The sequence below is a fragment of the Blautia sp. MSJ-19 genome, assembly GCF_018918125.1.
Classification (GTDB): Bacteria; Bacillota; Clostridia; order Lachnospirales; family Lachnospiraceae; genus Blautia_A.
The window spans coordinates 108,027-132,626 of record NZ_JAHLQA010000042.1; the positions used below are offsets into that span (position 1 = coordinate 108,027).

Annotated in this window: 24 protein-coding genes; 15 read left to right on the plus strand and 9 right to left on the minus strand. The window is 45.0% G+C overall.

Annotated features, from left to right (window positions below; genetic code table 11):
• The first annotated feature begins 14 nt into the window (after positions 1 to 14).
• From xdhB to yqeC, 4 genes are read left to right on the plus strand one after another with little or no spacing between them, the layout of a single operon-like run.
• On the plus strand, positions 15 to 911 hold the full coding sequence (gene xdhB / locus KQI91_RS14285) for a xanthine dehydrogenase subunit XdhB (RefSeq protein WP_216393433.1): 897 nt from the start codon (positions 15 to 17) through the stop codon (positions 909 to 911).
• Positions 908 to 1,402, plus strand: coding sequence for a xanthine dehydrogenase subunit XdhC (xdhC, locus tag KQI91_RS14290; RefSeq protein ID WP_216393434.1), 495 nt, complete (start codon positions 908 to 910; stop codon positions 1,400 to 1,402). The genes xdhB and xdhC overlap by 4 nt, the downstream gene beginning before the upstream one ends.
• A gap of 49 nt (positions 1,403 to 1,451) precedes the next feature.
• The gene (gene yqeB, locus KQI91_RS14295) at positions 1,452 to 2,255 is read left to right on the plus strand and encodes a selenium-dependent molybdenum cofactor biosynthesis protein YqeB (protein ID WP_216393435.1); all 804 of its coding nucleotides are present in this window, start codon (positions 1,452 to 1,454) and stop codon (positions 2,253 to 2,255) included.
• Positions 2,255 to 3,547 carry a selenium cofactor biosynthesis protein YqeC gene (gene yqeC, locus KQI91_RS14300; RefSeq protein ID WP_253288629.1) on the plus strand — a complete coding sequence of 431 codons (1,293 nt, stop codon included), beginning with the start codon at positions 2,255 to 2,257 and terminating at the stop codon, positions 3,545 to 3,547. The genes yqeB and yqeC overlap by 1 nt, the downstream gene beginning before the upstream one ends.
• Before the next feature lie 151 nt (positions 3,548 to 3,698).
• Here the strand turns inward: yqeC and KQI91_RS14305 are convergent, their stop codons facing one another.
• Positions 3,699 to 4,022: a BMC domain-containing protein gene (locus KQI91_RS14305; protein ID WP_216393437.1), complete on the minus strand. Its 324-nt coding sequence runs from the start codon at positions 4,020 to 4,022 to the stop codon at positions 3,699 to 3,701.
• Positions 4,023 to 4,060: 38 nt separating this feature from the next.
• Positions 4,061 to 4,360 carry a BMC domain-containing protein gene (locus KQI91_RS14310; protein ID WP_055055641.1) on the minus strand — a complete coding sequence of 100 codons (300 nt, stop codon included), beginning with the start codon at positions 4,358 to 4,360 and terminating at the stop codon, positions 4,061 to 4,063.
• A 313-nt stretch (positions 4,361 to 4,673) separates the two neighbouring features.
• Between KQI91_RS14310 and KQI91_RS14315 the strand changes: the two genes are divergently transcribed.
• Positions 4,674 to 6,035 (plus strand): MATE family efflux transporter, encoded by a 1,362-nt coding sequence (locus tag KQI91_RS14315; protein ID WP_216393438.1) that lies wholly within the window; start codon positions 4,674 to 4,676, stop codon positions 6,033 to 6,035.
• Positions 6,036 to 6,185: 150 nt separating this feature from the next.
• Here KQI91_RS14315 and arcC read toward each other — a convergent pair whose 3' ends face one another.
• The 4 genes from arcC to dpaL all read right to left on the minus strand — a co-directional run bounded on the left by arcC (position 6,186) and on the right by dpaL (position 11,041).
• Positions 6,186 to 7,130, minus strand: a complete 945-nt coding sequence (arcC, locus tag KQI91_RS14320) for a carbamate kinase (RefSeq protein ID WP_216393439.1) — start codon at positions 7,128 to 7,130, stop codon at positions 6,186 to 6,188.
• Positions 7,131 to 7,155: 25 nt separating this feature from the next.
• Positions 7,156 to 8,349 (minus strand): knotted carbamoyltransferase YgeW, encoded by a 1,194-nt coding sequence (gene ygeW / locus KQI91_RS14325; RefSeq protein ID WP_216393440.1) that lies wholly within the window; start codon positions 8,347 to 8,349, stop codon positions 7,156 to 7,158.
• Between the two features lie 112 nt (positions 8,350 to 8,461).
• Positions 8,462 to 9,772, minus strand: coding sequence for a YgeY family selenium metabolism-linked hydrolase (locus KQI91_RS14330; RefSeq protein WP_216393441.1), 1,311 nt, complete (start codon positions 9,770 to 9,772; stop codon positions 8,462 to 8,464).
• A gap of 39 nt (positions 9,773 to 9,811) precedes the next feature.
• Complete coding sequence (gene dpaL / locus KQI91_RS14335) at positions 9,812 to 11,041, minus strand: diaminopropionate ammonia-lyase (protein WP_216393442.1); 1,230 nt, start codon at positions 11,039 to 11,041, stop codon at positions 9,812 to 9,814.
• 233 nt (positions 11,042 to 11,274) lie between these two features.
• Between dpaL and KQI91_RS14340 the strand changes: the two genes are divergently transcribed.
• From KQI91_RS14340 to KQI91_RS14365, 6 genes are all read left to right on the plus strand, one after another.
• The gene (locus KQI91_RS14340) at positions 11,275 to 12,519 is read left to right on the plus strand and encodes a DUF1015 domain-containing protein (protein ID WP_216393443.1); all 1,245 of its coding nucleotides are present in this window, start codon (positions 11,275 to 11,277) and stop codon (positions 12,517 to 12,519) included.
• Positions 12,520 to 12,594: 75 nt separating this feature from the next.
• Positions 12,595 to 13,794 (plus strand): SPFH domain-containing protein, encoded by a 1,200-nt coding sequence (locus tag KQI91_RS14345; protein WP_216393444.1) that lies wholly within the window; start codon positions 12,595 to 12,597, stop codon positions 13,792 to 13,794.
• A 17-nt stretch (positions 13,795 to 13,811) separates the two neighbouring features.
• Positions 13,812 to 14,909, plus strand: coding sequence for a hypothetical protein (locus KQI91_RS14350; RefSeq protein WP_330654586.1), 1,098 nt, complete (start codon positions 13,812 to 13,814; stop codon positions 14,907 to 14,909).
• The gene (locus KQI91_RS14355) at positions 14,910 to 15,746 is read left to right on the plus strand and encodes a TPM domain-containing protein (RefSeq protein ID WP_216393445.1); all 837 of its coding nucleotides are present in this window, start codon (positions 14,910 to 14,912) and stop codon (positions 15,744 to 15,746) included.
• 319 nt (positions 15,747 to 16,065) lie between these two features.
• Positions 16,066 to 17,466, plus strand: coding sequence for a sodium:proton antiporter (locus KQI91_RS14360; protein WP_216393514.1), 1,401 nt, complete (start codon positions 16,066 to 16,068; stop codon positions 17,464 to 17,466).
• A 12-nt stretch (positions 17,467 to 17,478) separates the two neighbouring features.
• Positions 17,479 to 18,489, plus strand: a complete 1,011-nt coding sequence (locus KQI91_RS14365; protein ID WP_216393446.1) for a cytidylate kinase-like family protein — start codon at positions 17,479 to 17,481, stop codon at positions 18,487 to 18,489.
• A 67-nt stretch (positions 18,490 to 18,556) separates the two neighbouring features.
• Here KQI91_RS14365 and KQI91_RS14370 read toward each other — a convergent pair whose 3' ends face one another.
• On the minus strand, positions 18,557 to 19,204 hold the full coding sequence (locus tag KQI91_RS14370; protein WP_216393447.1) for a helix-turn-helix transcriptional regulator: 648 nt from the start codon (positions 19,202 to 19,204) through the stop codon (positions 18,557 to 18,559).
• 205 nt (positions 19,205 to 19,409) lie between these two features.
• On the opposite strand from KQI91_RS14370, the gene hydA reads away from it, so the two are divergent.
• From hydA to KQI91_RS16220, 3 genes are all read left to right on the plus strand, one after another.
• Positions 19,410 to 20,783 carry a dihydropyrimidinase gene (gene hydA, locus KQI91_RS14375; protein ID WP_216393448.1) on the plus strand — a complete coding sequence of 458 codons (1,374 nt, stop codon included), beginning with the start codon at positions 19,410 to 19,412 and terminating at the stop codon, positions 20,781 to 20,783.
• A 23-nt stretch (positions 20,784 to 20,806) separates the two neighbouring features.
• Positions 20,807 to 21,844, plus strand: coding sequence for a [FeFe] hydrogenase H-cluster radical SAM maturase HydE (hydE, locus tag KQI91_RS14380; RefSeq protein ID WP_216393449.1), 1,038 nt, complete (start codon positions 20,807 to 20,809; stop codon positions 21,842 to 21,844).
• A gap of 96 nt (positions 21,845 to 21,940) precedes the next feature.
• Positions 21,941 to 22,399 (plus strand): SH3 domain-containing protein, encoded by a 459-nt coding sequence (locus KQI91_RS16220; RefSeq protein ID WP_216393450.1) that lies wholly within the window; start codon positions 21,941 to 21,943, stop codon positions 22,397 to 22,399.
• 82 nt (positions 22,400 to 22,481) lie between these two features.
• Here the strand turns inward: KQI91_RS16220 and KQI91_RS14390 are convergent, their stop codons facing one another.
• Positions 22,482 to 22,961 (minus strand): S-ribosylhomocysteine lyase, encoded by a 480-nt coding sequence (locus KQI91_RS14390; protein WP_216393451.1) that lies wholly within the window; start codon positions 22,959 to 22,961, stop codon positions 22,482 to 22,484.
• A 156-nt stretch (positions 22,962 to 23,117) separates the two neighbouring features.
• On the opposite strand from KQI91_RS14390, the gene KQI91_RS14395 reads away from it, so the two are divergent.
• The gene (locus KQI91_RS14395; RefSeq protein ID WP_216393452.1) at positions 23,118 to 23,861 is read left to right on the plus strand and encodes a peptidylprolyl isomerase; all 744 of its coding nucleotides are present in this window, start codon (positions 23,118 to 23,120) and stop codon (positions 23,859 to 23,861) included.
• Between the two features lie 56 nt (positions 23,862 to 23,917).
• On the opposite strand, the gene KQI91_RS14400 is transcribed toward KQI91_RS14395, so the two are convergent.
• Complete coding sequence (locus KQI91_RS14400) at positions 23,918 to 24,481, minus strand: tRNA (mnm(5)s(2)U34)-methyltransferase (protein ID WP_216393453.1); 564 nt, start codon at positions 24,479 to 24,481, stop codon at positions 23,918 to 23,920.
• Between the last annotated feature and the right edge of the window lie 119 nt (positions 24,482 to 24,600).

A 24,600-nucleotide genomic window follows, 5' to 3' on the forward strand; every position in this document is an offset into this window, starting at 1 on the left:
GGGGAGAGCAGATCATGTATGATATTGAGAAATACTATAATGCAAAGACCGTTTCAGAGGCAGTGACACTTCTGAAAGAGCATCCGGATGCAAGGATCATATCAGGAGGAAGTGATGTTCTGATCAAGATCCGTGAAGGCAGAATGGCGGGAACTTCACTTGTAGCTATTCGCGATATCCCGGAAATAAAAGGAATTGAGAAAAAGGAAAACGGAGATATCTATATAGGGGCGGGAACTGTGTTTTCACATATTACAGCGGATCCGGTCATTCAGAAATACATCCCGGTTCTTGGAGAGGCAGTGGATCAGGTCGGTGGACCACAGATTCGAAATATTGGAACGATCGGTGGAAATATCTGCAACGGTGCCGTCAGTGCAGACAGCGTACCGACTGTTTTTTCTTATAATTCACTTCTTCATATTGCGAATGAGGAAGGAGGAAGAATCGTACCGGTCAGAGAATTCTATCTGGGACCGGGGCGTGTAGACCTTCATCCAGGAGAAGTGCTGACACATGTGGTAATCCCGCACGCTGAATATGAAGGTTATCATGGGCATTACATCAAATATTCCATGCGAAATGCCATGGATATTGCAACGTTAAGCTGCAGTGTGGTCAGTAAAGTAAACATCGGGGAACAGGTTCTGGAGGATGTGCGGATTACCTTTGGTGTCGCAGCGCCAGTACCCTATCGTTGTACAGAAACAGAAGAACTTCTGAAAGGACAGAAACTTGGAGAAGAACTGTACCGGAAGCTTGAGAACAGCATCCGAAGTGAGATCCATCCGCGAGATTCCTGGAGAGCATCGAAGGCTTTTCGTCTGCAGATCGGTGGAGAGATCGCACGCAGGGCGCTGATCAGGACTGTGGAACTTGCAGAGGAAGAACAGGGAGGTGAGCACGCATGAAAAAAGAAAAAGTACTTGTTCAGTGTATTGTGAATGGAGAAGAAGTGGCGGAATATGTAGATCCGAGAGAATCACTTCTGGATATGCTGCGTAACCATCTGGGGCTTACCTCTGTCAAAAAGGGCTGTGAAGTAGGAGAATGCGGAGCCTGTACGGTGATCGTGAATGGAGAAACAATCGATTCCTGTATTTATCTGGCGGTCTGGGCAGAAGGCAAACATATCCGTACCCTTGAAGGACTGGAAAAAAATGGAGAACTGACGAGGATCCAGGAAGCTTTTATCGAAGAAGGCGCGATTCAGTGTGGATTTTGTACGCCAGGTTTTGTTATGTCAGCGACGGTCCTTCTGGAGCAGGGAAAAGAACTGACCAGAGAAGAAATAAAGAAAAAGATGTCTGGAAATCTCTGTCGTTGTACAGGGTATCAGAATATCGTCAATGCAGTGGAAAAAGTCATGCATGAAAATGCAGGAAAAGCTGAAGAAAAGTAAATGGTAGATATAACATTGAAAATGACAGCAGGAGAGGAATACAGTTAAGATGGAACATAAAACAATATTGATCGTTCGTGGTGGCGGAGATCTTGCCAGTGGTGTAATCCACAGACTTTATAAATGTGGTTATCGGGTACTGGTGCTGGAATGCCGGAAGCCAAGTGCGATTCGGCGAAAAGTATCTTTTGGAGAGGCTGTTTTTGACGGGACATCCAGTGTGGAAAATGTTACCGGCCGATTGATCGGAGATGTCAGTGAATGCCAGAAGGTCTGGGATGCAGGTGAAATTCCGGTTCTTGTTGATGAAACCGGGGAAGTGGTGAAAGAACTGAAACCGGATGCGTTGATTGATGCGATTCTTGCGAAAAAAAATCTTGGAACGACAAGAGCGATGGCACCTCTGACTGTGGCGCTTGGACCGGGTTTTGAAGCAGGAAAAGACGTAGACTTTGTCATAGAAACGCAGAGAGGACATAACCTCGGAAGAGTGATTTCAAAAGGGGCTGCAACACCAAATACAGGTATTCCGGGTGTGATTGCAGGATATGGAAAAGAACGCGTGATCCACTCTCCGGCAGCAGGAATTATGCACAACCGTTCGCAGATTGGTGATATCGTAGAAAAAAATCAGGTCATAGCGATGGTTGATGATACTCCGGTCTATGCATCTCTGACGGGTGTTTTACGTGGCATTATCCGTGATGGATATGAGGTGCCGAAGGGAATGAAGATTGCAGACATCGATCCACGTAAAGAACAAAAGAAAAACTGTGATACGATTTCTGATAAGGCCCGCTGTATCGCCGGAAGTGTGGTGGAAGTCCTGATGGCGAATGGAGTGCTGCCGTGATGCAGATGAATGCTTTACTGAATGCGTTAAAGATAGATTTGGAAAAATGTCGGGGGATCGCAGTAGTTGGCGGAGGCGGCAAAACCAGCCTGATCTTTCGAATGATGGAATCATTTGTATCAGCTGGAAAAAAAGTGATCGTGACAACGACCACGCACATGGCATATGAGCCGGAGCGTCCGTTTGCAGAAGATGGAAATACGGATAAAATCCGACACGATCTGGAAACATATCATTACACAGTAGCAGCCAGTCTTGACCGCAGCAAGGGAAAGATTGGCTGTTTTTCAGAAGAGAAATTAGAGAAACTGAGAGGACTGGCGGATATTCTTCTGATAGAAGCAGACGGAGCAAAACGCCTGCCTCTCAAAGTACCGGGGGAATGGGAGCCGGTGATCCCGGATTTTGTGGAACTGGTTATCGGAGTTGTTGGCATGGATGCCCTTGGAGAGCCGATCCAGAAGACCTGTCACAGACCGGAGAAAGTTGCGGATTTCCTTGGAAAAGGAAAGGAAGAGGTGGTCACGGAGGATGATATCGTGAAGATCGCTGTTTCCGGGGATGCATTAAGGAAATGTGTGGATGAGCGAGCATACCGCGTACTGTTGAATAAGGCAGATATTCCGGGGAAAGCCGAAGCAGCAGAAAGAATCGCAGGGAAACTGGAAGAGCAGGGAGTTCGTGCGGTCTGGGGAAGCTTGCAGAAGGAAAATTATAATCTTGTCGAAAAACTCACACTCATCATGCTGGCGGCAGGAAACAGCCGTCGTTTCGGTTCCAATAAGCTGCTGTACGAAATCAACGGAGCACCGATGTATCTGCGCACATTGCACAAGCTTCAAAAGGCAGCGTCAGAACTCGGAAACTGCGAGATCATAGTTGTTACCCAGTACGAAGAAATAGCCGCCAAAGCACAAGAATCAGGAGCCCGGGTCCTGATCAATCCACACCCGGAACGTGGTATTTCCTCTTCCATGCAGATTGGACTAGCCGCCGCAAAAGAATCATCAGCATGCCTCTTTACCGTATCTGACCAGCCCTGGCTTACAGCAGAGACAATCGTTCATCTGGTGCACAGGTTCCAGTCAGAACACAAAGGCATGGCATGTACCATTCTTGGAAATAAAACCGGAAATCCCTGTATCTTCTCACAGAAATATTATCAGGAACTACAGGAGATCACCGGCGACAAAGGCGGTAAACAGATTATAAAAAGACATCCCGAGGATGTAGCGTATCTTGAGATTGAAGATGCGAAGGAACTTGTGGATGTGGATGTGCCATACGAATGATGGCAGATAATGAAGAAGGAGTCGATTTCCACAGAGAGGGATTTTCGACTCCTTTTATAATACAACATTAGTCAACACGTATATGAACAAATCGAGGAGATACCAACGGTGCCTCCTCCACTTATTTCCTGAAATGATAATCATCAGGCTCTTATTTCTTGGCTCCAGCTTTCTTAGCCGGTTTCTTCAGAAACCCGTGTTTCTCAGCATCCTCCTCCGCGAGACGGACCGTCTCTTCGGATGGATTGGAAATTACGGCTGCGAAAACAATCTCGCATGGTGGGTTTTCTTTGACGGATTCAACAGCAGCAGTAACTGCAGATACATCACCTGTCATAAAAACAGTTTCATGTCCGCCGCACTTGCCGTTCCAGGTCAGAAAAGACACATCGGCGGTTTTCAGCATCTGGTCGATAACGATAACAGCATTGCTGCTTCCGACCACTTCCACTAATCCAAATGCTCCATATCTCATTCTATAATCCTCACTTTAATATGTATTCGTATTGCAGTTTATTTATTTGCAGTCATATACATGGCCGGCTCTGTATCATGAGCCGGGGATGCGATCACTGTGTGTGAAACAACTTTGGAAATCGGCTCTGCGACGTGGATCGCAGCTTCCATTGCAGCGGTTACATCGGAGACAGAACCACGCATCTTTACGCATGCACCGGCACCAAGACGGTTACGCTCGATATTCTGAATCTTTACATTTGCTGCTTTGGAAGCAGCATCAAGTGCTACGAAGCAGGCAGCAAAACTGTCGAGCTCAAAGATTCCTACTGCCATACCATTATAATTTTCAGCCATAATACCTCCATCCATTCATCTGAGAATATAATATTTCGATTAAAAACTATCTTTATTATACTCTGCTTTGGTGAGAAAAACAAGGTAGAATTATGCATTTTTGTGGCTTTTGAGCAGAGAAGAATGTGGTTTTGTGATAAAAAAGAATGAAAAAAGAGTGAGATTATGTTGCATTAGAATGAAAAAAGGAGAATATATGAAGAATATGTTGGAACAACTGGAAGCAGAGAGGGCAGAGTGCTATAATATACAAAATAAAGGAGTTACTGTGAACGGAGCGAACAGTAACATAAAAAGAGGGTGAAACTGGAAAATGAAAACACATCAGACAGATTTTTCGAAGGGAAATGTATATCGGAATATCCTGGAGCTGTCGATTCCTATGACTCTGGCGCAGCTTCTGAACCTTTTGTATAATGTGGTAGACAGGATGTATATCGGGAGGATCCCCGAAACGGGAAGGATTGCACTGACAGGAGTTGGAATCTGTTTTCCGATCATTACGATGATCATGGCATTTACGTACCTTTATGGAAATGGCGGCAGTCCGCTCTGTGCGATGGAACTTGGACGGGGAAATGAGGAAGAAGCGGAGAAATTGATGGGAAATACATTCTCCATGCTTCTGGTCACAAGTGCAGTTCTGATGGTGATCGGATATCTTTTTTATAAGCCAATCCTGTATGCGTTCGGGGCGAGTGATACGACTTATGTCTACGCAGGGGCATATATCCAGATATATCTGATTGGAACACCGTTTGTGATGATCTCGCTTGGGCTGAATCCGTTTATCAACTGCCAGGGATTCGGAAATATGGGAATGCTGACAATCCTGATCGGTGCAGCTTTAAATATCGTTCTGGATCCGATCTTTATCTTTGTATTCCACATGGGTGTCCGCGGTGCAGCACTTGCAACGATCCTGTCACAGTTCTGTTCCGCAGTGTGGGTACTGAAATTTCTTACAGGCAAAAAAGCCACCCTTCGCATCAGGAAAGAAGCGATGCAGATAGAGTGGAAGAGAGTAAGAGCGATCATGGCACTTGGTATCTCTGGCTTTATGATGCAGTTTACAAACGGACTGGTACAGATTTTCTGCAATGCAACGTTACAGATCTACGGCGGCGACATCTATGTAGGAGTCATGACAGTCCTCAATTCTGTCCGCGATATTGCGACTATGATGGTACATGGACTGACAAATGGTGCATCTCCTGTCATGAGCTTCAATTATGGAGAAAAGGCTTACGACAAAGTAAAAAAAGCAATCAAGTTCGTGACAGTTGTCTGCTTTTCCTACGCTTTGTTTGTATGGGGAATCATCAAGATCGCACCGGAATTTTTTATTCGGATATTTAACAGCGAACCGGCACTTCTGGAAAAGGGTGTCCCGGCATTGCATATTTATTTCTTTGGCTTCTGCTTCATGGCACTGCAGTTTACCGGGCAGTGTGTGTTTGTGGCACTTGGCAAGGCGAAGAGAGCGACATTTTTCTCAATTTTCCGCAAGGTTATCATTGTTGTACCGCTGACTGTGATTCTTCCGCGTATCGGAGGACTTGGGGTGGATGGGGTTTTCTGGGCAGAACCAATATCCAACCTTGTCGGTGGATGTGCCTGCTTTTTTACGATGCTGCTGACGATCCTGCCGGAACTTAAGGGGGAAAAGAAGTAGTTTTTCATAGCTTTTTTGACATAACGTGGTATAGAGAAAATTGAATAATATATATATAGAAAAAGGAGTATAGTCTGGTGTGTACCGTGTACCGCCCCAGAAGGTATACTCCTTTTTATTCATGGCATTGATGTTTAAGATAAATAAAAATTAAATATGAATCTTTGTTCCTGTCTTACCCAGGATACCGTCTTTTGCTTTTTCAAGAAGGGTGATCATGGCAGTACGCCCTTCGCCTGAAGCGGCAAAGTCCATAGCAGCCTGTACTTTTGGAAGCATGGAACCAGGTGCGAACTGACCTTCTTCCACATATTTCTGTGCTTCGTCAACAGTCATTTCATCCAGCCATTTTTCGTCTTCTTTGCCGAAGTTTACAGCAACTTTTTCGACAGCAGTCAGGATGATCAGCATGTCTGCATCCAGCTCTTTGGCGAGCAGACAGCTTGCGAAATCTTTGTCGATAACGGCAGAAGCTCCTTTGAGATGATCGCCCTGGAGAGTGACCGGGATTCCACCACCACCGCAGCAGATAACGATCTTGTTTGCATCCACAAGGCTGTTGATTGCATCCTGTTCAACGATCTCAACCGGTTTAGGGGAAGCAACAACACGACGGTATCCGCGTCCGGCATCTTCTTTCATGACATAGCCGTATGCTTTTTCGGCATGGTCAGCCTGTTCTTTGGTCATAAAGTGACCAATTGGTTTGCTGGGATTCTGGAATGCCGGGTCATTTTCGTCTACACGAACCTGTGTCACAACAGTAACAACCGGGGTACGCATAAATCCACGTTTGCGAAGTTCCTCGCGAAGTGCATTCTGCAGATCATATCCGATATATGCCTGGCTCATGGCAACACAGACGGAGAGAGGAGTATTTGGCTGATTTTCATCTTCTCTGGAAAGAGCCGCCATAGCATTGTTGATCATGCCTACCTGTGGTCCGTTTCCATGAACAACGACTACCTGATGACCTTCTTCGATCAGGTCACACAGTGCTTTTGCAGTAGTTTTTACTGCTTTCATCTGCTCTGGAAGAGTGTTGCCCAGTGCGTTTCCGCCGAGAGCAATAACGATTCTTTTTCTTTTATACATTGAAAAAACCACCCCAACCTGTATTTTATTCGAAAATTCTCGGAGCAGCTTTTACTTCCAGTTTCTTCAGGATATCCTGTGGTTTTTCGAATTTGGAGAGCAGGATCATAGCTGCGATGATATATGGTTTGAAGCTTGCTTCTTTGTAAAGCGGGATTCTGTAACGATCGAATACAGATCCATCTACTTCACCTGTTTCACAGCTTACACCAGTGATGTCAGCCGGCAGGCAGTGCAGATACAGAGCTTTTCCATCTTTTGTTGTCTTCATAAGCTCTTCTGTGCAAGCCCAGTCTTTGTGCTCTGCGTTCTGAGCAAGAAGTTCTTTTTCCAGTTTGTCGATTCCGTCGAAGTCACCTTCTGCGTACAGGTTTGTACGTTTTTCCATAGCTGCGAATGGAGCCCAGCTCTTTGGATATACGATATCAGCATCCTTGAATGCTTCTGTCATATCGTTTGTCTTTGTGAAGGATCCGCCTGTAGCTTCAGCGTTCTTCTTAGCGATTTCTTCAACTTCTGGCATTACATCATATCCTTCCGGATGAGCCAGAACAACGTCCATACCGAAACGAGTCATCAGACCGATAACACCCTGCGGAACGGAGAGCGGTTTACCATAAGAAGGAGAGTAAGCCCATGTCATGGCAAGTTTTTTGCCTTTGAGGTTCTCAACACCGCCGAACTCATGGATGATGTGAAGCATATCAGCCATACACTGTGTCGGATGGTCAACATCACACTGCAGGTTTACAAGAGTAGGTCTCTGCTCAAGGATACCATCTTTGTTTCCCTCTGTAACAGCGTCCATAAATTCTTTCTGATAAGCATGACCCTTGCCGATGTACATATCATCACGGATACCGATTACATCAGCCATGAAGGATACCATGTTAGCTGTCTCACGAACAGTCTCACCATGAGCGATCTGAGATTTCTTCTCATCCAGATCCTGAACTTCAAGACCAAGCAGGTTGCAGGCAGAAGCGAAAGAGAAACGAGTACGTGTAGAGTTATCACGGAAGATAGAAATACCAAGACCACTCTCGAATACCTTAGTAGAGATGTTGTTCTCTCTCATGAAACGAAGAGCATCAGCAACAGTAAATACAGCCTCAAGTTCCTCATCAGTCTTATCCCATGTCCAGAAAAAGTCATTGTTGTACATTTCCTTAAAGTTTAAGCTGTTAAGTTTATCAATATAATCCTGTAAAGTTTTCATTCGAAAAATTCTCCTTTAAAAATAATTTTTTTATTCAGGATTGCAGCAGCCACACTGCAATCCTCATCCCCAAATACAACCAACAAAACCTTCCTCAAAAAATCCCGACTGATTACTTGCAGTAAGATGTCGGCAGTGCAGCGTAAACAGCTGCGCATCTTACGAGATCCACTTTCCATGTCTTTTCGTTCGGGGCATGTGCCTGGGCTTCTGCTCCAGGGCCGAATCCGATGCAAGGAATTCCATTACGTCCCATAATAGAAACACCATTTGTAGAGAATGTCCATTTATCAGTAAGTGGACGAGCTTTTCTCATTTCTTCTGTCTCTGCGTTTCCAAGACGGGTTTCGCCATACAGGTTCTTGTAAGCGTCTTCAAGAGCTTTTGTTACTTTGTGATCTTTCGGAATTGCCCATGTCGGGAAGTAGCATTCGATCTCGTATTTGCATCCTGTGTAAGATGGACGGTCATAGTTGTACATGGATACGACAACGTCATCGCCATATTTTTTAACGTTTGGAAGAGCACGGATCTCATCCAGGCAGCTTTCCCATGTCTCTCCGAATGTCATACGACGGTCAAGAGATACTGCACAGGAGTCAGCTACTGCACAACGGCTAGGTGAGGTGTAGAAGATCTGGGATACAGTTACAGTACCGCGTCCAAGGAAACGAGCCTCTTCCCAGTCAGGATTGAATTTCGGGTTGAGCATTTTAACAAGACCTTTGATCTCTGTCTCATCAGCGTCATCGTTCTCGTTGAGGGAACGTACATCCTGAAGGATGTCAGCCATTTTGTAGATGGCGTTGTCACCACGTTCCGGAGCAGAACCATGGCAGGAAACACCTTTGACATCGATACGGATTTCCATACGTCCACGCTGTCCTCTGTAGATACCGCCGTCTGTCGGTTCTGTGGAAACTACGAATTCTGGACGGATCTTGTCTTCGTTAATAATGTACTGCCAGCAGAGACCGTCACAGTCTTCTTCCTGAACAGTTCCGACTACCATGATCTTGCATCCTTCCGGGATCAGATTCATGTCTTTCATGATCTTGGCACCGTATACAGCAGATACGAGACCGCCACACTGGTCAGATACACCACGTCCACCGATTTCTTCTTCTGTTTCATATCCTTCATATGGATCAAAGTTCCAGTTTTCGATGTTACCGATACCAACCGTATCGATATGAGCATCAAAAGCGATGATCTTGTCACCGGTTCCCATGTAACCGATCACGTTACCCTGTGGGTCGATCGTAACTTCATCGAAGTTCAGTTTTTTCATTTCAGCTTCGATTGTTTCGATATGTTTTCTTTCGTCGCAGCTTTCTCCAGGATTCTTAACGATCGCTCTTAAGAATTTGACCATGTCCTCCTGATAGTTCTGAGCAGCTTCTTTGATTTTGCCGTAATCCATTTTAAAGGTCCTCCCATGTATATAGAAATTGTTTAAAGGTTATTCGCTTAAAGATTCATTTGTTCCGTACAGGCCATCCCATACGATCTCGCGGTAACGAACCGGATCGGTGTCACCTTCTGTGGAGATTACGAGAACGTTGGAATTCTCATCCAGCTTCAGGGCTTCTTTGAGATCTTTTGCATCTTCGTCATGAAGAGCAGTGAAGCACAGACCAAGCGGAACGGATCCGGATTCACCGGAAACGATGTGCGGGTCATTGCCAAGCGGGTTAGCGTAGATTCTTGTTGCTTTTGCACTCATCCAGTCAGGGCAGGATGCGAATACAGAAACATGGTTTCTTAAGATATCCCATCCGATGGTGTTTGCCTCACCGCATGCGAGACCGGCCATGATCGTCTGAAGGTCACCGCCTACGTTTACAAGATCGCCGGATTCTTTCATAGCAGAACGGTACAGGCAGTCCGCAGCACTTGCTTCGCAGACAACCATAACTGGCGGGTTTTCTTTGTATTTGTGAGCAAAGTATCCAACAACTGCTCCTGCAAGAGAACCAACACCTGCCTGAACGAATACGTGTGTCGGGCGGTCGATGCCGGCTTCTTTGAGCTGCTGGTCAGCTTCCATGACCATAGTTCCATATCCCTGCATGATCCATGACGGGATTTCTTCATATCCGTCCCAGGCAGTATCCTGAACGATGATACCGTGCTCTGTCTTGGCTGCCTCAGCTGCAGCCATTCTTACGCAGTCATCATAGTTGACTTCTTCGATGGTAACAGTAGCACCTTCTTTGGCGATGTTGTCAAAACGTGTTTTGGTTGTGCCCTTTGGCATGCGGACAACTGCCTTCTGTCCGAGACGTTTGGCAGCCCATGCAACTCCACGTCCGTGGTTTCCATCTGTTGCAGTGAAGAAGGTAGCCTGTCCGAATTCCTTTCTTAATTCCTCAGAAGAAAGAACCGCATATGGAAGCTCACTGATATCTTTGCCAACTTCTTTGGCTATGTAACGTCCCATTGCGTAGGAACCGCCGAGAACCTTAAAAGCGTTCAGTCCGAAACGATAAGATTCATCTTTGCAGTGAATGCTCTTAACACCGAGGTAGGATGCCAGCTCAGCAAGATTCTGAAGAGGCGTTACTGTATATTGCGGGAAACTCTTGTGAAATTCGTTGGCTTTTTTCACGTTCTCCTCTGACATTAACTCGAGATGTTTGTCGTCAGATTTTGCAACGTGATTGACAGTCCATTTTAAACCTTCTGTCATGTGAAAACCCTCCTTAAAAAATTTATTTTGAACTCATAATTTTTCTTTTCTTTCTAAATCTATCATATCATAAATATACAAATTTGCAATAGAAAATGCAAAAACTTTTAGGCTTTTACAAAAAAAGTTAGTACACCAGAAAAAAAGTGGCATTTATTGAAAAGGGAGAGGCACTATGATAAAATAAAGTTATCTTTTACACAAGTGATGAGACAGAAAAGGAGATAAGTAATATGGCTATTTTTCAGGCGTTTCGAGCCTTGCGTCCTGTTCCGGAAAAGGCGGCAGATGTAGCGGCGCTTCCGTATGATGTAGTGGACCGTGCAGAAGCAAAGGCGATAGGTGATCAGAATCCGGATTCTTTCCTGCATGTGGACCGTGCAGAAATGGATCTTCCGGCAGAGACGGATCTGTATGATCCAAAAGTATATGAACGTGCAAGACAGAATCTTATAGATATGGAAGAAAATGGTGTGATGAAGCAGGACGAGACACCGTGCTACTATATATATGAGCTGACCCGCAAAGGAAAAACACAGACGGGGCTGGTGGGATGCTGTTCGATCGATGATTATATGAATGGTGTTGTGAAGAAACATGAACTGACCAGAGAAGATAAAGAACAAGATCGTATCCGCCATGTGGATGTGTGTGATGCAAATACCGGTCCGATCTATCTTGCCTGCAGATATCCGAAGGAACTGCTTGATCTGATGGAGCAGTGGAAATCATCTCATGAAGCAGTATATGATTTTGTTGCAGATGATGAGATTGGACACCGTGTCTGGGTAGTTGACGGAGAAAATGAGAAGAAACTGATCGCAGAGAAGTTTGGAAAAATTCCTTCCATATATATTGCAGATGGACATCACAGAGCGGCATCTGCAGTAAAAGTGGGACTTAAGAGAAGAGCAGAGCATCCGGATTATGATGGCAGTGAAGAATTCAATTATTTCCTTTCCGTGGTATTTCCGTATGATCAGCTCACGATCCTTGCATACAACAGAGTTGTAAATGATCTGAATGGAATGGACGAGCATGCGTTTATTGCCAGCCTGAAATTTAATTTTGAATTGATGATCATGCCGGGATTTCCGTGTAAACCGGTAGAAAAACACTGCATGGGTATGTATGTGGGCGGCAACTGGTATCACCTAAAAGCATGGGAAGATGTTTATGAGAAAAAAGATGTGGTAGGTCAGCTGGATGTTTCCATCCTTCAGGAAAAAGTCCTTACTCCGATTCTGGGTATCGGTGATCCCAGAACAGATAAGAGAATCCGCTTTGTGGGTGGAAGCCACAAACTCAGTGAGCTTGCTGAAATAGCAGATAAGACGGGAGGAGTAGCATTCGCCATGTTCCCGACGGCAATGGAAGATCTGATGCAGATTGCAGATGAGAGTAAACTGATGCCGCCGAAGTCCACGTGGTTTGAACCAAAACTTCGAAGCGGTCTGTTTATTCATAAACTTTCCTGAGAAAAACGAGACAGGTCAATTGAGCAAAATAAAAGAAACTCTGAAAGAAAACAGTTTAAAAAGGAGGAATTACGTATGGGATTGATCAAAGCGGCAGCAGGAGCAGCAGGTGGAGTTATGGCGGATCAGTGGAAAGAATATTTCTACTGTGAATCCATGCCGGCAGATGTACTGGTTACGAAAGCACATAAAAAGGTTTCGGGAAGATCTGCAAACAAGCATGGCTCGGAAAATATCATTTCCAATGGCTCTGTGATCGCAGTCAATGACGGGCAGTGTATGCTGATCGTAGAACAGGGTAAAGTTGTAGATGCCTGCGCAGAACCAGGAGAATATGTATACGACATGTCCACAGAACCATCTGTTTTCTGTGGAGATCTGGGAGAGGGACTTCGCAGCGTTTTTCAGCAGATCGGCAAACGTTTTACCTTTGGAGGTGAGACTCCAAAAGATCAGAGAGTATATTTTGTTAATACAAAGGAACTCGTAGGTAATAAATATGGTACACCGAATCCGGTACCGTTCCGTGTGGTGGATGCCAATGTCGGGCTGGATATCGATATTTCCATTAAATGTTTTGGCGAGTACAGTTACCGCATTGCAAATCCGATTCTTTTCTATACAAATGTATGTGGAAATGTAGAACAGGATTATGAAAGAGAAGAGATTGACGGACAGCTCAAGAGTGAACTGATGACAGCTTTGCAGCCGGCATTTGCAAGAATCTCTGAACTGGGAATTCGTTACAGTGCACTTCCGGGGCATACCCAGGAACTTTCTGATGCACTGAATCAGGTTCTTTCTGAAAAGTGGGATAATCTGAGGGGAATCCGTATTGTTTCTCTTGGAGTATCCAGTGTGAAAGCATCTGAAGAAGACGAAGCGATGATCAAAGAACTGCAGAGAAATGCAGCATTCCGTAATCCAACGATGGCAGCTGCACATATGGTTGGTGCACAGGCAAGTGCTATGCAGGCAGCTGCATCCAATCAGAAGACAGGACCGGCAATGGCATTTGCAGCAATGAATATGGCGGGAAATATCGGAGGAGCAAACGCACAGAATCTGTATGCGATGGGGCAGCAGGCGCAGAATGTACAACCTCAGATGCAGCCACAGCAAAATACCGGGTGGACCTGTGCGTGTGGCGCAGTCAACACAGGGAAATTCTGTTCCGAATGCGGACAGCCGCGTCCGGCGGGACCGTGGACCTGCAGCTGTGGAACGGTAAATACAGGAAAATTCTGTCAGGAATGTGGAAAACCGAGACCATAACCTGAGGAGGTGATCAGGTGGATACATTAAATTACAAATGCCCGAATTGTTCAGCGGGGCTTGCGTTTGACAGTAAATCTCAGAAAATGAAGTGCGAGTATTGCGGAACGGAATACTCACTGGAAGAATTGGATAAGCTGGCGGAACAGCAGGATACAGCTAAAGAAGATAAGACAGAGCACTGGGAAGGGTTTGAACCGGAGCAGTGGCAGTCGGATGAGAAGTCGGATATGGCGGTATGGAGCTGTCCGTCCTGTGGCGCAGAGGTACTGGCTGAAAAAACGACAGGAGCGACGGTTTGCCCGTATTGTGACAATCCGATGATCATGCCGGAACAGTTTAAAGATACTTATCGCCCGGACTATATTATTCCGTTTATGAAATCCAAAAAGGAAGCGATGCAGGCACTCAAGGCGCATTATGAGGGAAAGCCGCTTCTTCCGAAGGTATTTAAAGATGAAAACCATCTCGAAGAGATTAAGGCGGTCTATGTTCCTTTCTGGCTGTTTGATCTGGATACAGCCGGAAGATTCAGCTACGAGGCGACACGGACCAGAGTCTGGGAAGATGATGATTATACCTATACTGCAACCAGATTTTATCATGTTGCCCGTGCCGGCAAGATAAATTTCAAGAAGATACCGGTGGATGGCTCCAAAGCAATCGACGATACCATGATGGAGGCGATCGAGCCATATGAATACCAGGATCTGACAGAGTTCAATCTTTCTTATCTTTCCGGTTATATGGCAGATAAGTATGATCAGGAACCGGATGAACTGACCGGTCGTGTGTATGAACGTATGGAACAGAGCGTTAAGAACTGCTTTGAGGCGAGTGTCAAAGGATATGCAACTGTAACACCAAAACAGGAGAAGATTACCGTGACAAATAAAGGCAAAGTAAAATATGGCCTGTTTCCTGTATGGTTCCTGAATACAAAGTGGAATGGCAAAACATATTCGTTTGCCATGAATGGACAGACAGGACGCCTGATCGGTGATCTTCCGGTAGGCAAGGATCTGGCGGTAAAATATTGGTTTAAGCATCATATTCCGCTGACGATTGCCATGACAGCGATCGTTACGGCTTTGCGATTTATGGGGGTGATCTGAATGAAGAAAATGAAAATTATCTTAGGCGGATCACTGCTGGCCATGACTCTCTGTATGTCGGTACCGGCATCCGTGTATGCGGCGGATACAGATACGACAGCGGAAAATGAGGAGATGTCCTGGGTCTTTGATGATTGCGGAATCCTGAGCGAGGATGAGATTACAGAACTCAACGGGGAATTATCAGATATATATGATACATACGGATATGATGCAGTTCTCTGGATTTCTCCTGATGTGGGAGAGGATGAGGATTATCGTCAGTATGCAGCAGAATTTATGCAGGATAATGAGATCGGTTATGGAGATACTCATGAAGGTATGTGTATTTTTCATCAGCCGGGAGTGAGAAACATTACCATCGTATTCCGTGGAGAGACGCAGAATGATTTTTCTACGAAAATTCAGGACAAAATGCTGGATAAATGCAAGACGTATCTGAAAGCGGATGATCCGTTTGGCGGATATCAGTCTCTGATCCATGACCTGACCGCGGGACTTGACCGCATTGCGGAAGGGCAGAAGATACGGCCGATGGATATCAGTGAGGATTCGGCAGCCGGACGATTCCTTACAGATCTGCTTATGGCATTTGTGATCATGATCATTCCGACAGGGGTTCTGACCTGGTATCAGGTACGGAAGATGAAAACACGTGTACAGCAGGCGGATGCCAGTGCATACACAGCAGATGGCGGACTGGAACTAAGTGAAAAACACGATATTTTTCTGTATGAGACAGTCAGTCAGACTGCCAAACCCAAAAATGATGACAATGATTCGGGAAGTTTTTCGAGTGGTGGGGAAAGCTTTTCTGGTTCCAGCAGCAATTATTAACAAACGAATGGAACGGAGTTTTGCACAGTGCTTTTTGAGTACTGCAAAACTCCGTTTCTGTTATTTTGTCTGTCCGTTAATTTGCATCAAAAATGCACAATCTGACATGGAAATACTTTGAAGAAGTACAGCAATGTACTGATAAAAATACAATATATAGGAAAGATGCACAAAAACGATAGGAAAAATGCAGAATTTGTTGAGTGAAAGTGCAATTGTAATTTGCAACAGGTATGTTATAATCACCACTGGTTGAAAACTAAACGTGGGGGTGACATCTTTGAAAAAAACAGTAACATTTCTTGGAATGCTTCTGACAATGCTTTTGATGTATTCGACAGGTGTCTGGGCAGCTGGCAGTGGAGAGACGACTACTCAGGTGCCGGTCTGGCTGTGCATTCCTTTTGCAGGACTTCTGTTGTGCATCGCAGTAATGCCACTGGTCAGAGCGGAGTGGTGGGAAGCACATCAGCCGCATGTGGTTCTTATGTGGATCTTGCTGATGATAATTCCTTTTGCGATTGTGTATGGCGCAGGGAAAGCAACGGAGACAGTCCTTGAATGTATCGTAAACGATTATCTGACTTTTATCGTTCTTCTGTTTGGACTTTTCTGTGTTTCCGGTAATATTACCATGGAGGGAGACTTTGCAGGTTCGCCTCGTGTAAATGCCTGCCTTCTTGCCTTCGGAACACTTTTATCCAGCTGTATCGGAACTACCGGAGCAAGTATGCTGATGGTCCGTCCGGTAATTAAAATGAATTCCTGGAGAAAGCGAAAAAGCCACATTATGGTATTTTTCATTTTTATGGTATCCAATATGGGAGGATGCCTGACACCGATCGGAGATCCGCCGCTTCTTATGGGATTTATGAGGGGCGTACCGTTTTTCTGGAGCCTGCATCTGTTTCCGGTTCTGCTCTTTAACATGGTGATCATGCTGTTTGTATTCTATCATGTTGACAAACGGGCATATCGTAAGGATATTGCACAGGGACGTAAACCGGATATCAGCAAACCTGGTACAGAATTCCACATTGACGGATTGCATAATATTATTTTCCTGATCATGATCGTGGCAGCGGTCATTTTAAGCGGTGTGCTTCCGAGTCTTTCTGCATTCCAGAATGCAGCAGGTGAGGTGCTGGGAATTCATATTTTCGGAGAAGTGACACTGACTTATCCGGCACTGATCGAGATAGTGATGATCCTTCTTGCTGCTTTTCTGTCTTTCAAAACGACAGACAAAAGTATTCGAAGAAGAAACCATTTTACATGGGGAGCAATCCAGGAGGTTGCGGTACTGTTCATAGGTATCTTTATTACTATGCAGCCGGCACTGATGCTTCTGAAAGCACTTGGTCCGCATATTGGGCTTTCCAGTCCACGCGAAATGTTCTGGGCGACCGGCGCACTGTCCAGTTTTCTGGATAATACACCAACATATCTGGTGTTCCTTACCACAGCGGGAACCCTTGGTTTTATGAATGGAGTTACCACGAGTCTTGGCACAGTTCCGGTGAAACTGTTGTCTGCGATTTCCTGCGGTGCAGTATTCATGGGAGCGAATACATATATTGGTAATGCACCGAACTTCATGGTAAAATCTATTTCTGACGAAAACGGTGTCAATATGCCGTCCTTCTTCGGATACATATTATGGTCACTGGTATTTCTGGTTCCGGTATTTATATTGGATATGCTTGTGTTCTTTATGTAAGGGGGGAGAGTTATGTCAGAAAATATCAATCGTGAAATTTATACAGAACTTGCCAATCGTATCTACGATCTGGATGCAGAAGTATACCGTGTTCTGGGATCAGCCCTCGGACGTACTTTTACAGGAAACCGTGACTCAACGATCCGTACCTTAAGTATGCTGATGTATACCAAGCCGGATGGACACCTTCTTCGAAGCGAGCTTGCGTTGATCAGTAATATGGCACGTACCATCAAAGATGAAAAAGAAAAAAGTCGTCTGATGACAGAGTATGACGAAATCCTGAAAGCAATTGAACAGCTTCCGAATATGTTTGGATCTACGGATATTCTGGATGCAGAGCGTGTTGCACTGAACCTGGCAGCCAGAAGAGAAAAAATTTCAGAAAATGACCATCTTGTGATCTGCATCAGCCGTACACAGGGAAGCGCCGGCAATGATATCGGATTTGAGCTCGCGGATAATCTGCGTATCAACTATTATGATGTTGAGATCTTTGATCAGGTTCTGAAACGTCTGGAAGCAGAAAAAGGCGAGGTACAGGATAAAGAAAACTTTACTGAATTTAATAAATATGGCAAAAAAACGCATGAAAGCCTGAAAACCAAGCTCAAAGAGCTGAATCGCTATCATGGATTGTCCAAACAGGATGCGGTGTTTTTTAATATGAGTGATTTGATCTGCGAACTGGCAAAGACGGAAGACTGTCTGATCATGGGACGCTGTGCAGATGCAATTCTTAAAAACAATCATATTCCGCATATCAGCATCTTTATCAGTGCACCGTTTCAGGTACGTGTGCAGCATGTTATGGATGTCCGCAACATGGACATGAAGCAGGCAGTGCGTTTTCTGAAGAAGATGGATAAACAGCACAGAAGATATTATGAGTTTTACACTGGCGAAAAATGGGGCAAGCCGGAGAATTATGATCTCTGCATCAACAGTGCGAACTATGGTATCAAAGAAACCATCGATGTGATCAAACGACTGCTGAATCAGCAGACACAGGAACGAAGATAAAAGAATATACATAAGATAAAAATCCGCAGAATGTTGTTCGGGATGGAACAGCAGCCTGCGGATTTTTTTATTTGTTTACATCAATATAGCTGTACAGGGTATATTTGGAAATGCCAAAATAATTGGCGACTTTGTCTCCGGATTTGGTGATCAGGAATGCACCGGAGTCATTCAGGAACTGGATCGCGGTTACTTTGTCCTCTTTGTTCATTAATGCAACCGGTTTGCCGACCAGAGCAACTGATTCTTCGATCAGATGATCAAGCAGGTCATTGACACTGTGTGTGATCTCTTTTGGTTTTTCTTCTTTGTTTACCGGAGTGACCAGGGAGTGCAGGGCACTTTCGATCATAGTCAGTTTGGTGATATCATAATTGATTCCAAATACATAATGCAGGGTTCCGTCATCATCACGGATATAGGAAGTGCTGCATTTTAAAATCTTACCATCTGAGGTTTTCATCAGATATCCGGAGTGATCCTGGATTTCTTCCTCCGGGTGATCTCCCTTTTTGTTGTTATGTCTGATTACGTCAAAAACGGCATTGGAAGGTCCGTCGCCGATTCCTCTGCCCGTGACATGACCGTTTTCAATATAAACAATGGAATGCTCTGGATCGTTGGTCTTGAGATCGTGTATTACGATTTCACAGTCAGGACCAAATTGAGAAGCAAGATCTCTGGCAATCTGTTTTAATACAGTCAGACGTCCCATTCGTATTCCTCCTCCACATATTAGATAACTATTATTAATATAACATAAAATTTTTTTAAGATAAAGATTTTTCTTATAAAAATTAAGTATGCCTTAAAAAAATTGTTCAAATTATGTCCGAATGCGTAGATAATAGTTGCTGCTGCCATGGAAGAATGCTATATTTATTTTATCAGCAAACAAAAATGTTTTGGGGGTGAAAGATGTGAAATATTTATTAAAAAACGGAACAGTTGTCACAGGCGAACGATCAGAGCAGCTTGATGTACTGGTGGAAGGTGAAAAAATTGTTCAGGTAGGGAAAAATCTCGCAGCAGATGATGCGGAGCAGCTCGATGTGAGCGGAAAGCTGCTTTTCCCGGGGTTTATAGATGGACATACACATTTTGATCTGGAAGTGGCAGGAACTGTGACGGCAGATGATTTTGAGACTGGAACAAAAGCAGCGATACTTGGGGGAACTACGCTGGTTATTGATTATGCGTCTCAGGACAAAGGAGGACATACTCTCAGAGAAGGACTGGATAAATGGCATCAGAAGGCAGATAACAAATGTTCCTGTGACTATTCCTTCCATATGTCAATCGTGGAGTGGAATGAAAAGACAGAACAGGAAGTTCAGGATATGATCGATCACGGAATCACAAGTTTTAAACTGTATATGACTTATCCGGCTATGATCGTGAATGACTGCGATATGTATAAAATTCTGAAAAAGCTGGGCGAGTGTGGCTGTTTTGCCGGAGTGCACTGCGAGAATGCAGGAGTGATCGATGCGCTGATCGCAGAGGCAAAAAAAGAAGGCAGACTGGGACCGGAAAATCATCCGCTGGTACGTCCGGACACTATGGAGGCAGAAGCTGTACATCGTCTGCTTGTTATTGCAAAAGAAGCCAATGCACCGGTAATGGTCGTGCATCTTACTAACAAAAAGGCTTTTGAAGAAGTTATGCGTGCAAGGGAAGATGGACAGGAAGTATATGCAGAGACATGTCCACAGTATCTTCTGCTGGAAGACAGTGTGTATTCCAAACCTGATTTTCAGGGGGCTGTTTATGTCTGTGCACCTCCGATCCGCAAAAAAGAGGATCAGGATTGTCTGTGGGAGGCACTTGCAAAAGAAGAGATTCAGACGGTGGCTACAGATCAGTGCAGTTTTACGCTTGCACAGAAAGCACTTGGAAAAGACGATTTCACAAAGATACCTGGAGGTCTTCCGGGGGTGCAGACAAGAGGAACACTTCTCTATACTTATGGAGTGAAAAAAGGCAGGATCACGCAGGAACAGATGTGTAAGTTTTTGGCTGAAAATCCGGCGAAGCTGTATGGGGTTTATCCGCAAAAAGGTGTGATCGCGCCTGGAAGTGATGCAGATATTGTCGTGCTGGACCCGGAAAAAGAGAGTGTGATTTCGGCTGAAACTCACGCGTACAATACAGATAATAACCCGTTTGAGGGCTTTGAGCTGCAATGCGGAATCGACAAGGTATTTCTGAGAGGAAATCTGGCAGTAGAAAATGGAAAACTGATCCAGGAGAAGCTTGGCAGATATATCGCCAGAGGAAAAAAGCAGATATAAGGCTGGACGGATGGAGAGAACAGATGAAAAATTTAATTGATAAACTGCATCAGGAACAGATGCTGACTGCAGAAGAATTTCACTGGCTTCTGGCGAATCGTTCCCCAGAGGGGGATCAGTATGCACGTGAGCTGGCAAATCAGGTACGGCAGCAGGTATATGGAAATAAGATTTATGTACGCGGGCTGATTGAATTTACCAATTATTGTAAAAATGACTGTTTTTACTGTGGGATAAGACGAAGTAATGAAAATGCACAGCGTTACAGACTGACAGAGGAAGAAATCCTGGAATGCTGCAGCCAGGGATATGAACTGGGCTTTCGTACGTTTGTCCTGCAGGGTGGAGAGGATGGATTTTATACGGATCAGAAGATCGTACAGATTGTGCGTAAGATCAAAGAAAAGTATCCGGACTGCGCAGTGACACTTTCAATCGGCGAAAAATCAGAAGACAGCTATCGTGCGTTCAGGGAGGCAGGAGCGGATCGCTATCTTCTGCGTCATGAAACCGCCGATCCACGTCATTACAGCCGTCTGCATCCACCGAAGATGTCCTGTGAACATCGCAAAAACTGTCTGCGGACACTCAAGAAACTTGGATATCAGACTGGAGCCGGTTTTATGGTGGGTTCACCACTTCAGACAGTAGATGATCTTGTAGAAGATTTTCTTTTCCTGAAAGAACTGAATCCTGAAATGGTGGGAATCGGTCCATTTATTGCGCATCAGGATACGCCGTTCTGCAATGAACGAAGTGGAACGCTGGATGATACGTTGTTCTATCTTGCCCTGTTGCGTCTGATGCTGCCCAAAGTGCTGCTTCCTGCAACAACGGCACTGGGAACGATTCATCCAAAAGGCAGAGAACTGGGAGTGCTTTCCGGAGCGAATGTAGTGATGCCAAATCTGTCGCCGGTTTCGGTGAGAAAGAAGTATATGCTTTACGATGGCAAGATCTGTACAGGAGATGAAGCGGCAGAATGCAGGATGTGCCTGAACAGAAGGATGGAAACTATCGGCTGTGAGATCGTGACAGACCGGGGGGATTACAAACAGTAATGCAATTGCAGGCTGTGAAAAAAGGCTTGCATAATATACCAGTATTGGAGTATAGTGTTGTTATGCTTATGCGCTATAAAGGAGGAAATTATTTCTATGAAGAAATCCAGATTACTGATCGTGCTTGCCGGGCTGGCTGTGGCGGCGTCCGGATGCGGATACAGCACCGGTGGAGAGGATTCTACGGTGACTGTGATTGAAGCAACTCCGACTCCAACTGCGACACCAACACCGGAAGTGACACCGACACCGGAGGCAACACCAACGCCGGCACCGGAAATGTCACAGACTGCGAGCGGTGTAAATATCATAAAACAAGATGCAACTTATTATGCGATTGAAGGTGTAAATGTTCGTTCTGATTGCAGTACAGATGCACAGATCATTACCGGAACAACGGTTGGACAGACATTGACCAGTACCGGTGTGAGTGAGGATGGACAGTGGGTAGAGGTCAGCATTAATGACCAGACTGGCTATGTAAATGCACAGTATGTATCTACAGAAGCTCCGGCGGGTACCACAACTGCGGATGCGACAGCGGCTGCCCAGTAGGATTCTGACAGATCACTTATAAAAAGCTGAACTTCTGATTACAGAGGTTCAGCTTTTTGAAATATATAGGAAAATTGCAGGATTATTCCGGGTAAGTCAGGCGTTCTGGCTTGATATCATAAAGCACATTTGTCAAATATTTATCTGCCAGATATTTTGCCATGCCAAGGTTCATATCCAGATAGTTTCCGCAATCCTTTGCGGAAGCTCCCGGGATTTCACCTTCAAAGTCGCGGATAAATTCAAACATCTCGGTCATGAGGGGCACGATATCTTTAGATTCGTAATCCCCTGCGAGAAGAAGATAGTTGCCGGTGCGGCATCCCATTGGTCCCCAGTAGATGATTTTCTGACCGAATTCTGCGTGGTTGCGGAGAAAAGTAGCTGCCAGGTGTTCCATGGCATGGAGTTCTGCTGTGTTCATAACGGGTTCTTCATTGGGGGAAGTCATACGGATATCAAAAGTAGTAATGACCTGATCACCAAGGTAGTCCTTGCGGGAGACATAAATACCTGGTTGAAGTTTGATGTGGTCTATGGTAAAACTTGCGATTTTTTTCATGGTAGATTCGTCCTTTCTGTATACTGCTTTTTATTGTAGCAGAGCCCGGCGATGGTTACAAGTCAGGATTTGACTTTGCATCTTCATAATGGTATATTGATGACAACTGTTCACAACAGCGATATGGTAAAAAAGATAAGACAGGAGGAACAGATCATGAAATCCAGAGTTCTGGCAGTGCTTTTTGCAGTTGTATTGGCTGCGGGTACACTTACGGGATGCGGCAGCAGCAAAAGTGCAGAAGACACAAAAACAGAAAGTACAGACGACAAATCAGAAGATAAAGATACCGAAAAAGTACAGAATGTGGCAAGCGAAGAAGAGGCAGAAGAAGCAGGATTTACTGATGGTGCAGACGGAGAGGGAGCAGAGACAGAGGTTCTTGATACAAGCGAAGAACTGACAGGCATTCATCATGCAGATATCAGCATCCGCGATTACGGAGATATTCTGGTGGAACTGGATGCGGATACAGCACCGGTCACAGTCACCAATTTCGTAAAGCTGGCACAGGAAGGCTTTTATGACGGGCTGACCTTCTGGAGGATCATGGATGGCTTTATGATGCAGGGCGGAGATCCGAAGGGAAACGGAACCGGCGGTTCCGGAGAGACGATCAAAGGTGAGTTTTCCAGCAATGGTGTAAAGAATGATATTTCTCATGTCAGAGGAACGATTTCCATGGCCAGGTCTTCAGATCCGGACAGTGCAAGCTCACAATTCTTTATCGTGCAGTCGGACAGCATCTTTCTGGATGGAGACTACGCGGCATTTGGCAGCGTGACAGATGGAATGGATATTGTAGACAAGATTTGCAAAGAAGCAAAACCAACAGATGATAACGGAACGATCAAGGCGGATGAGCAGCCGGTGATCGAGAGCATCAGGATTACAGACTGATGGAACAGGGGATGAAGTTCATGGTATTCAGTGCCATGAACTCCGTCCCTTTTGTTTTACTGGCGGATGATCAGAACTGGAATAGGCGGATCATTGGGGCGGTTATAATAGTCGCTGCGGATTACCAGATACTGGCGGCTGTCCAGGTTTTTGAGCCATGCAAGTACGGCATCACGCTCTTCAAAACCAGAATCGCCTCCACTGTAGATGCACAGAGAAATCAGACCGCCCTTTTTCAGAAGAGAAAGACTTTTTTCCAGGGCCTGTATACTGGAATCTGCGTGAGTGGCTTTTGCATGGTCTCCGCCTGGAAGATATCCGAGGTTAAAGGTAATGCAGCTGACAGTACCTGGATCGACGTAGTGATCGATGTCTGTGTGCGATTCCAGAAGAAGGGTATAGTTTTCCGGTGCATCTGCTTCCTGAAGTTTTCTGCGTGTATTGGTGAGTGCCTGTTCCTGAATATCAAAAGCGAATACGTGTCCTTTTTCTTTGCATAATTTGCTGAGAAGAAGGGTATCGTTGCCGTTTCCCATAGTGGCATCTATGCAGATGTCACCGGACTGTACCTGTTCGCGGATGAAACGGGCACACCATTGTGTGATCTGAACTGCTTTCATATAGAACCTCCGAAATTACAATAAACTGTATTTACTATAGTATAGATTTTTGTGAGTTTCAATAAAATGCTGTACAAAAAATCGAACACGGGAAAAATACATTGCAATTACACACAGGA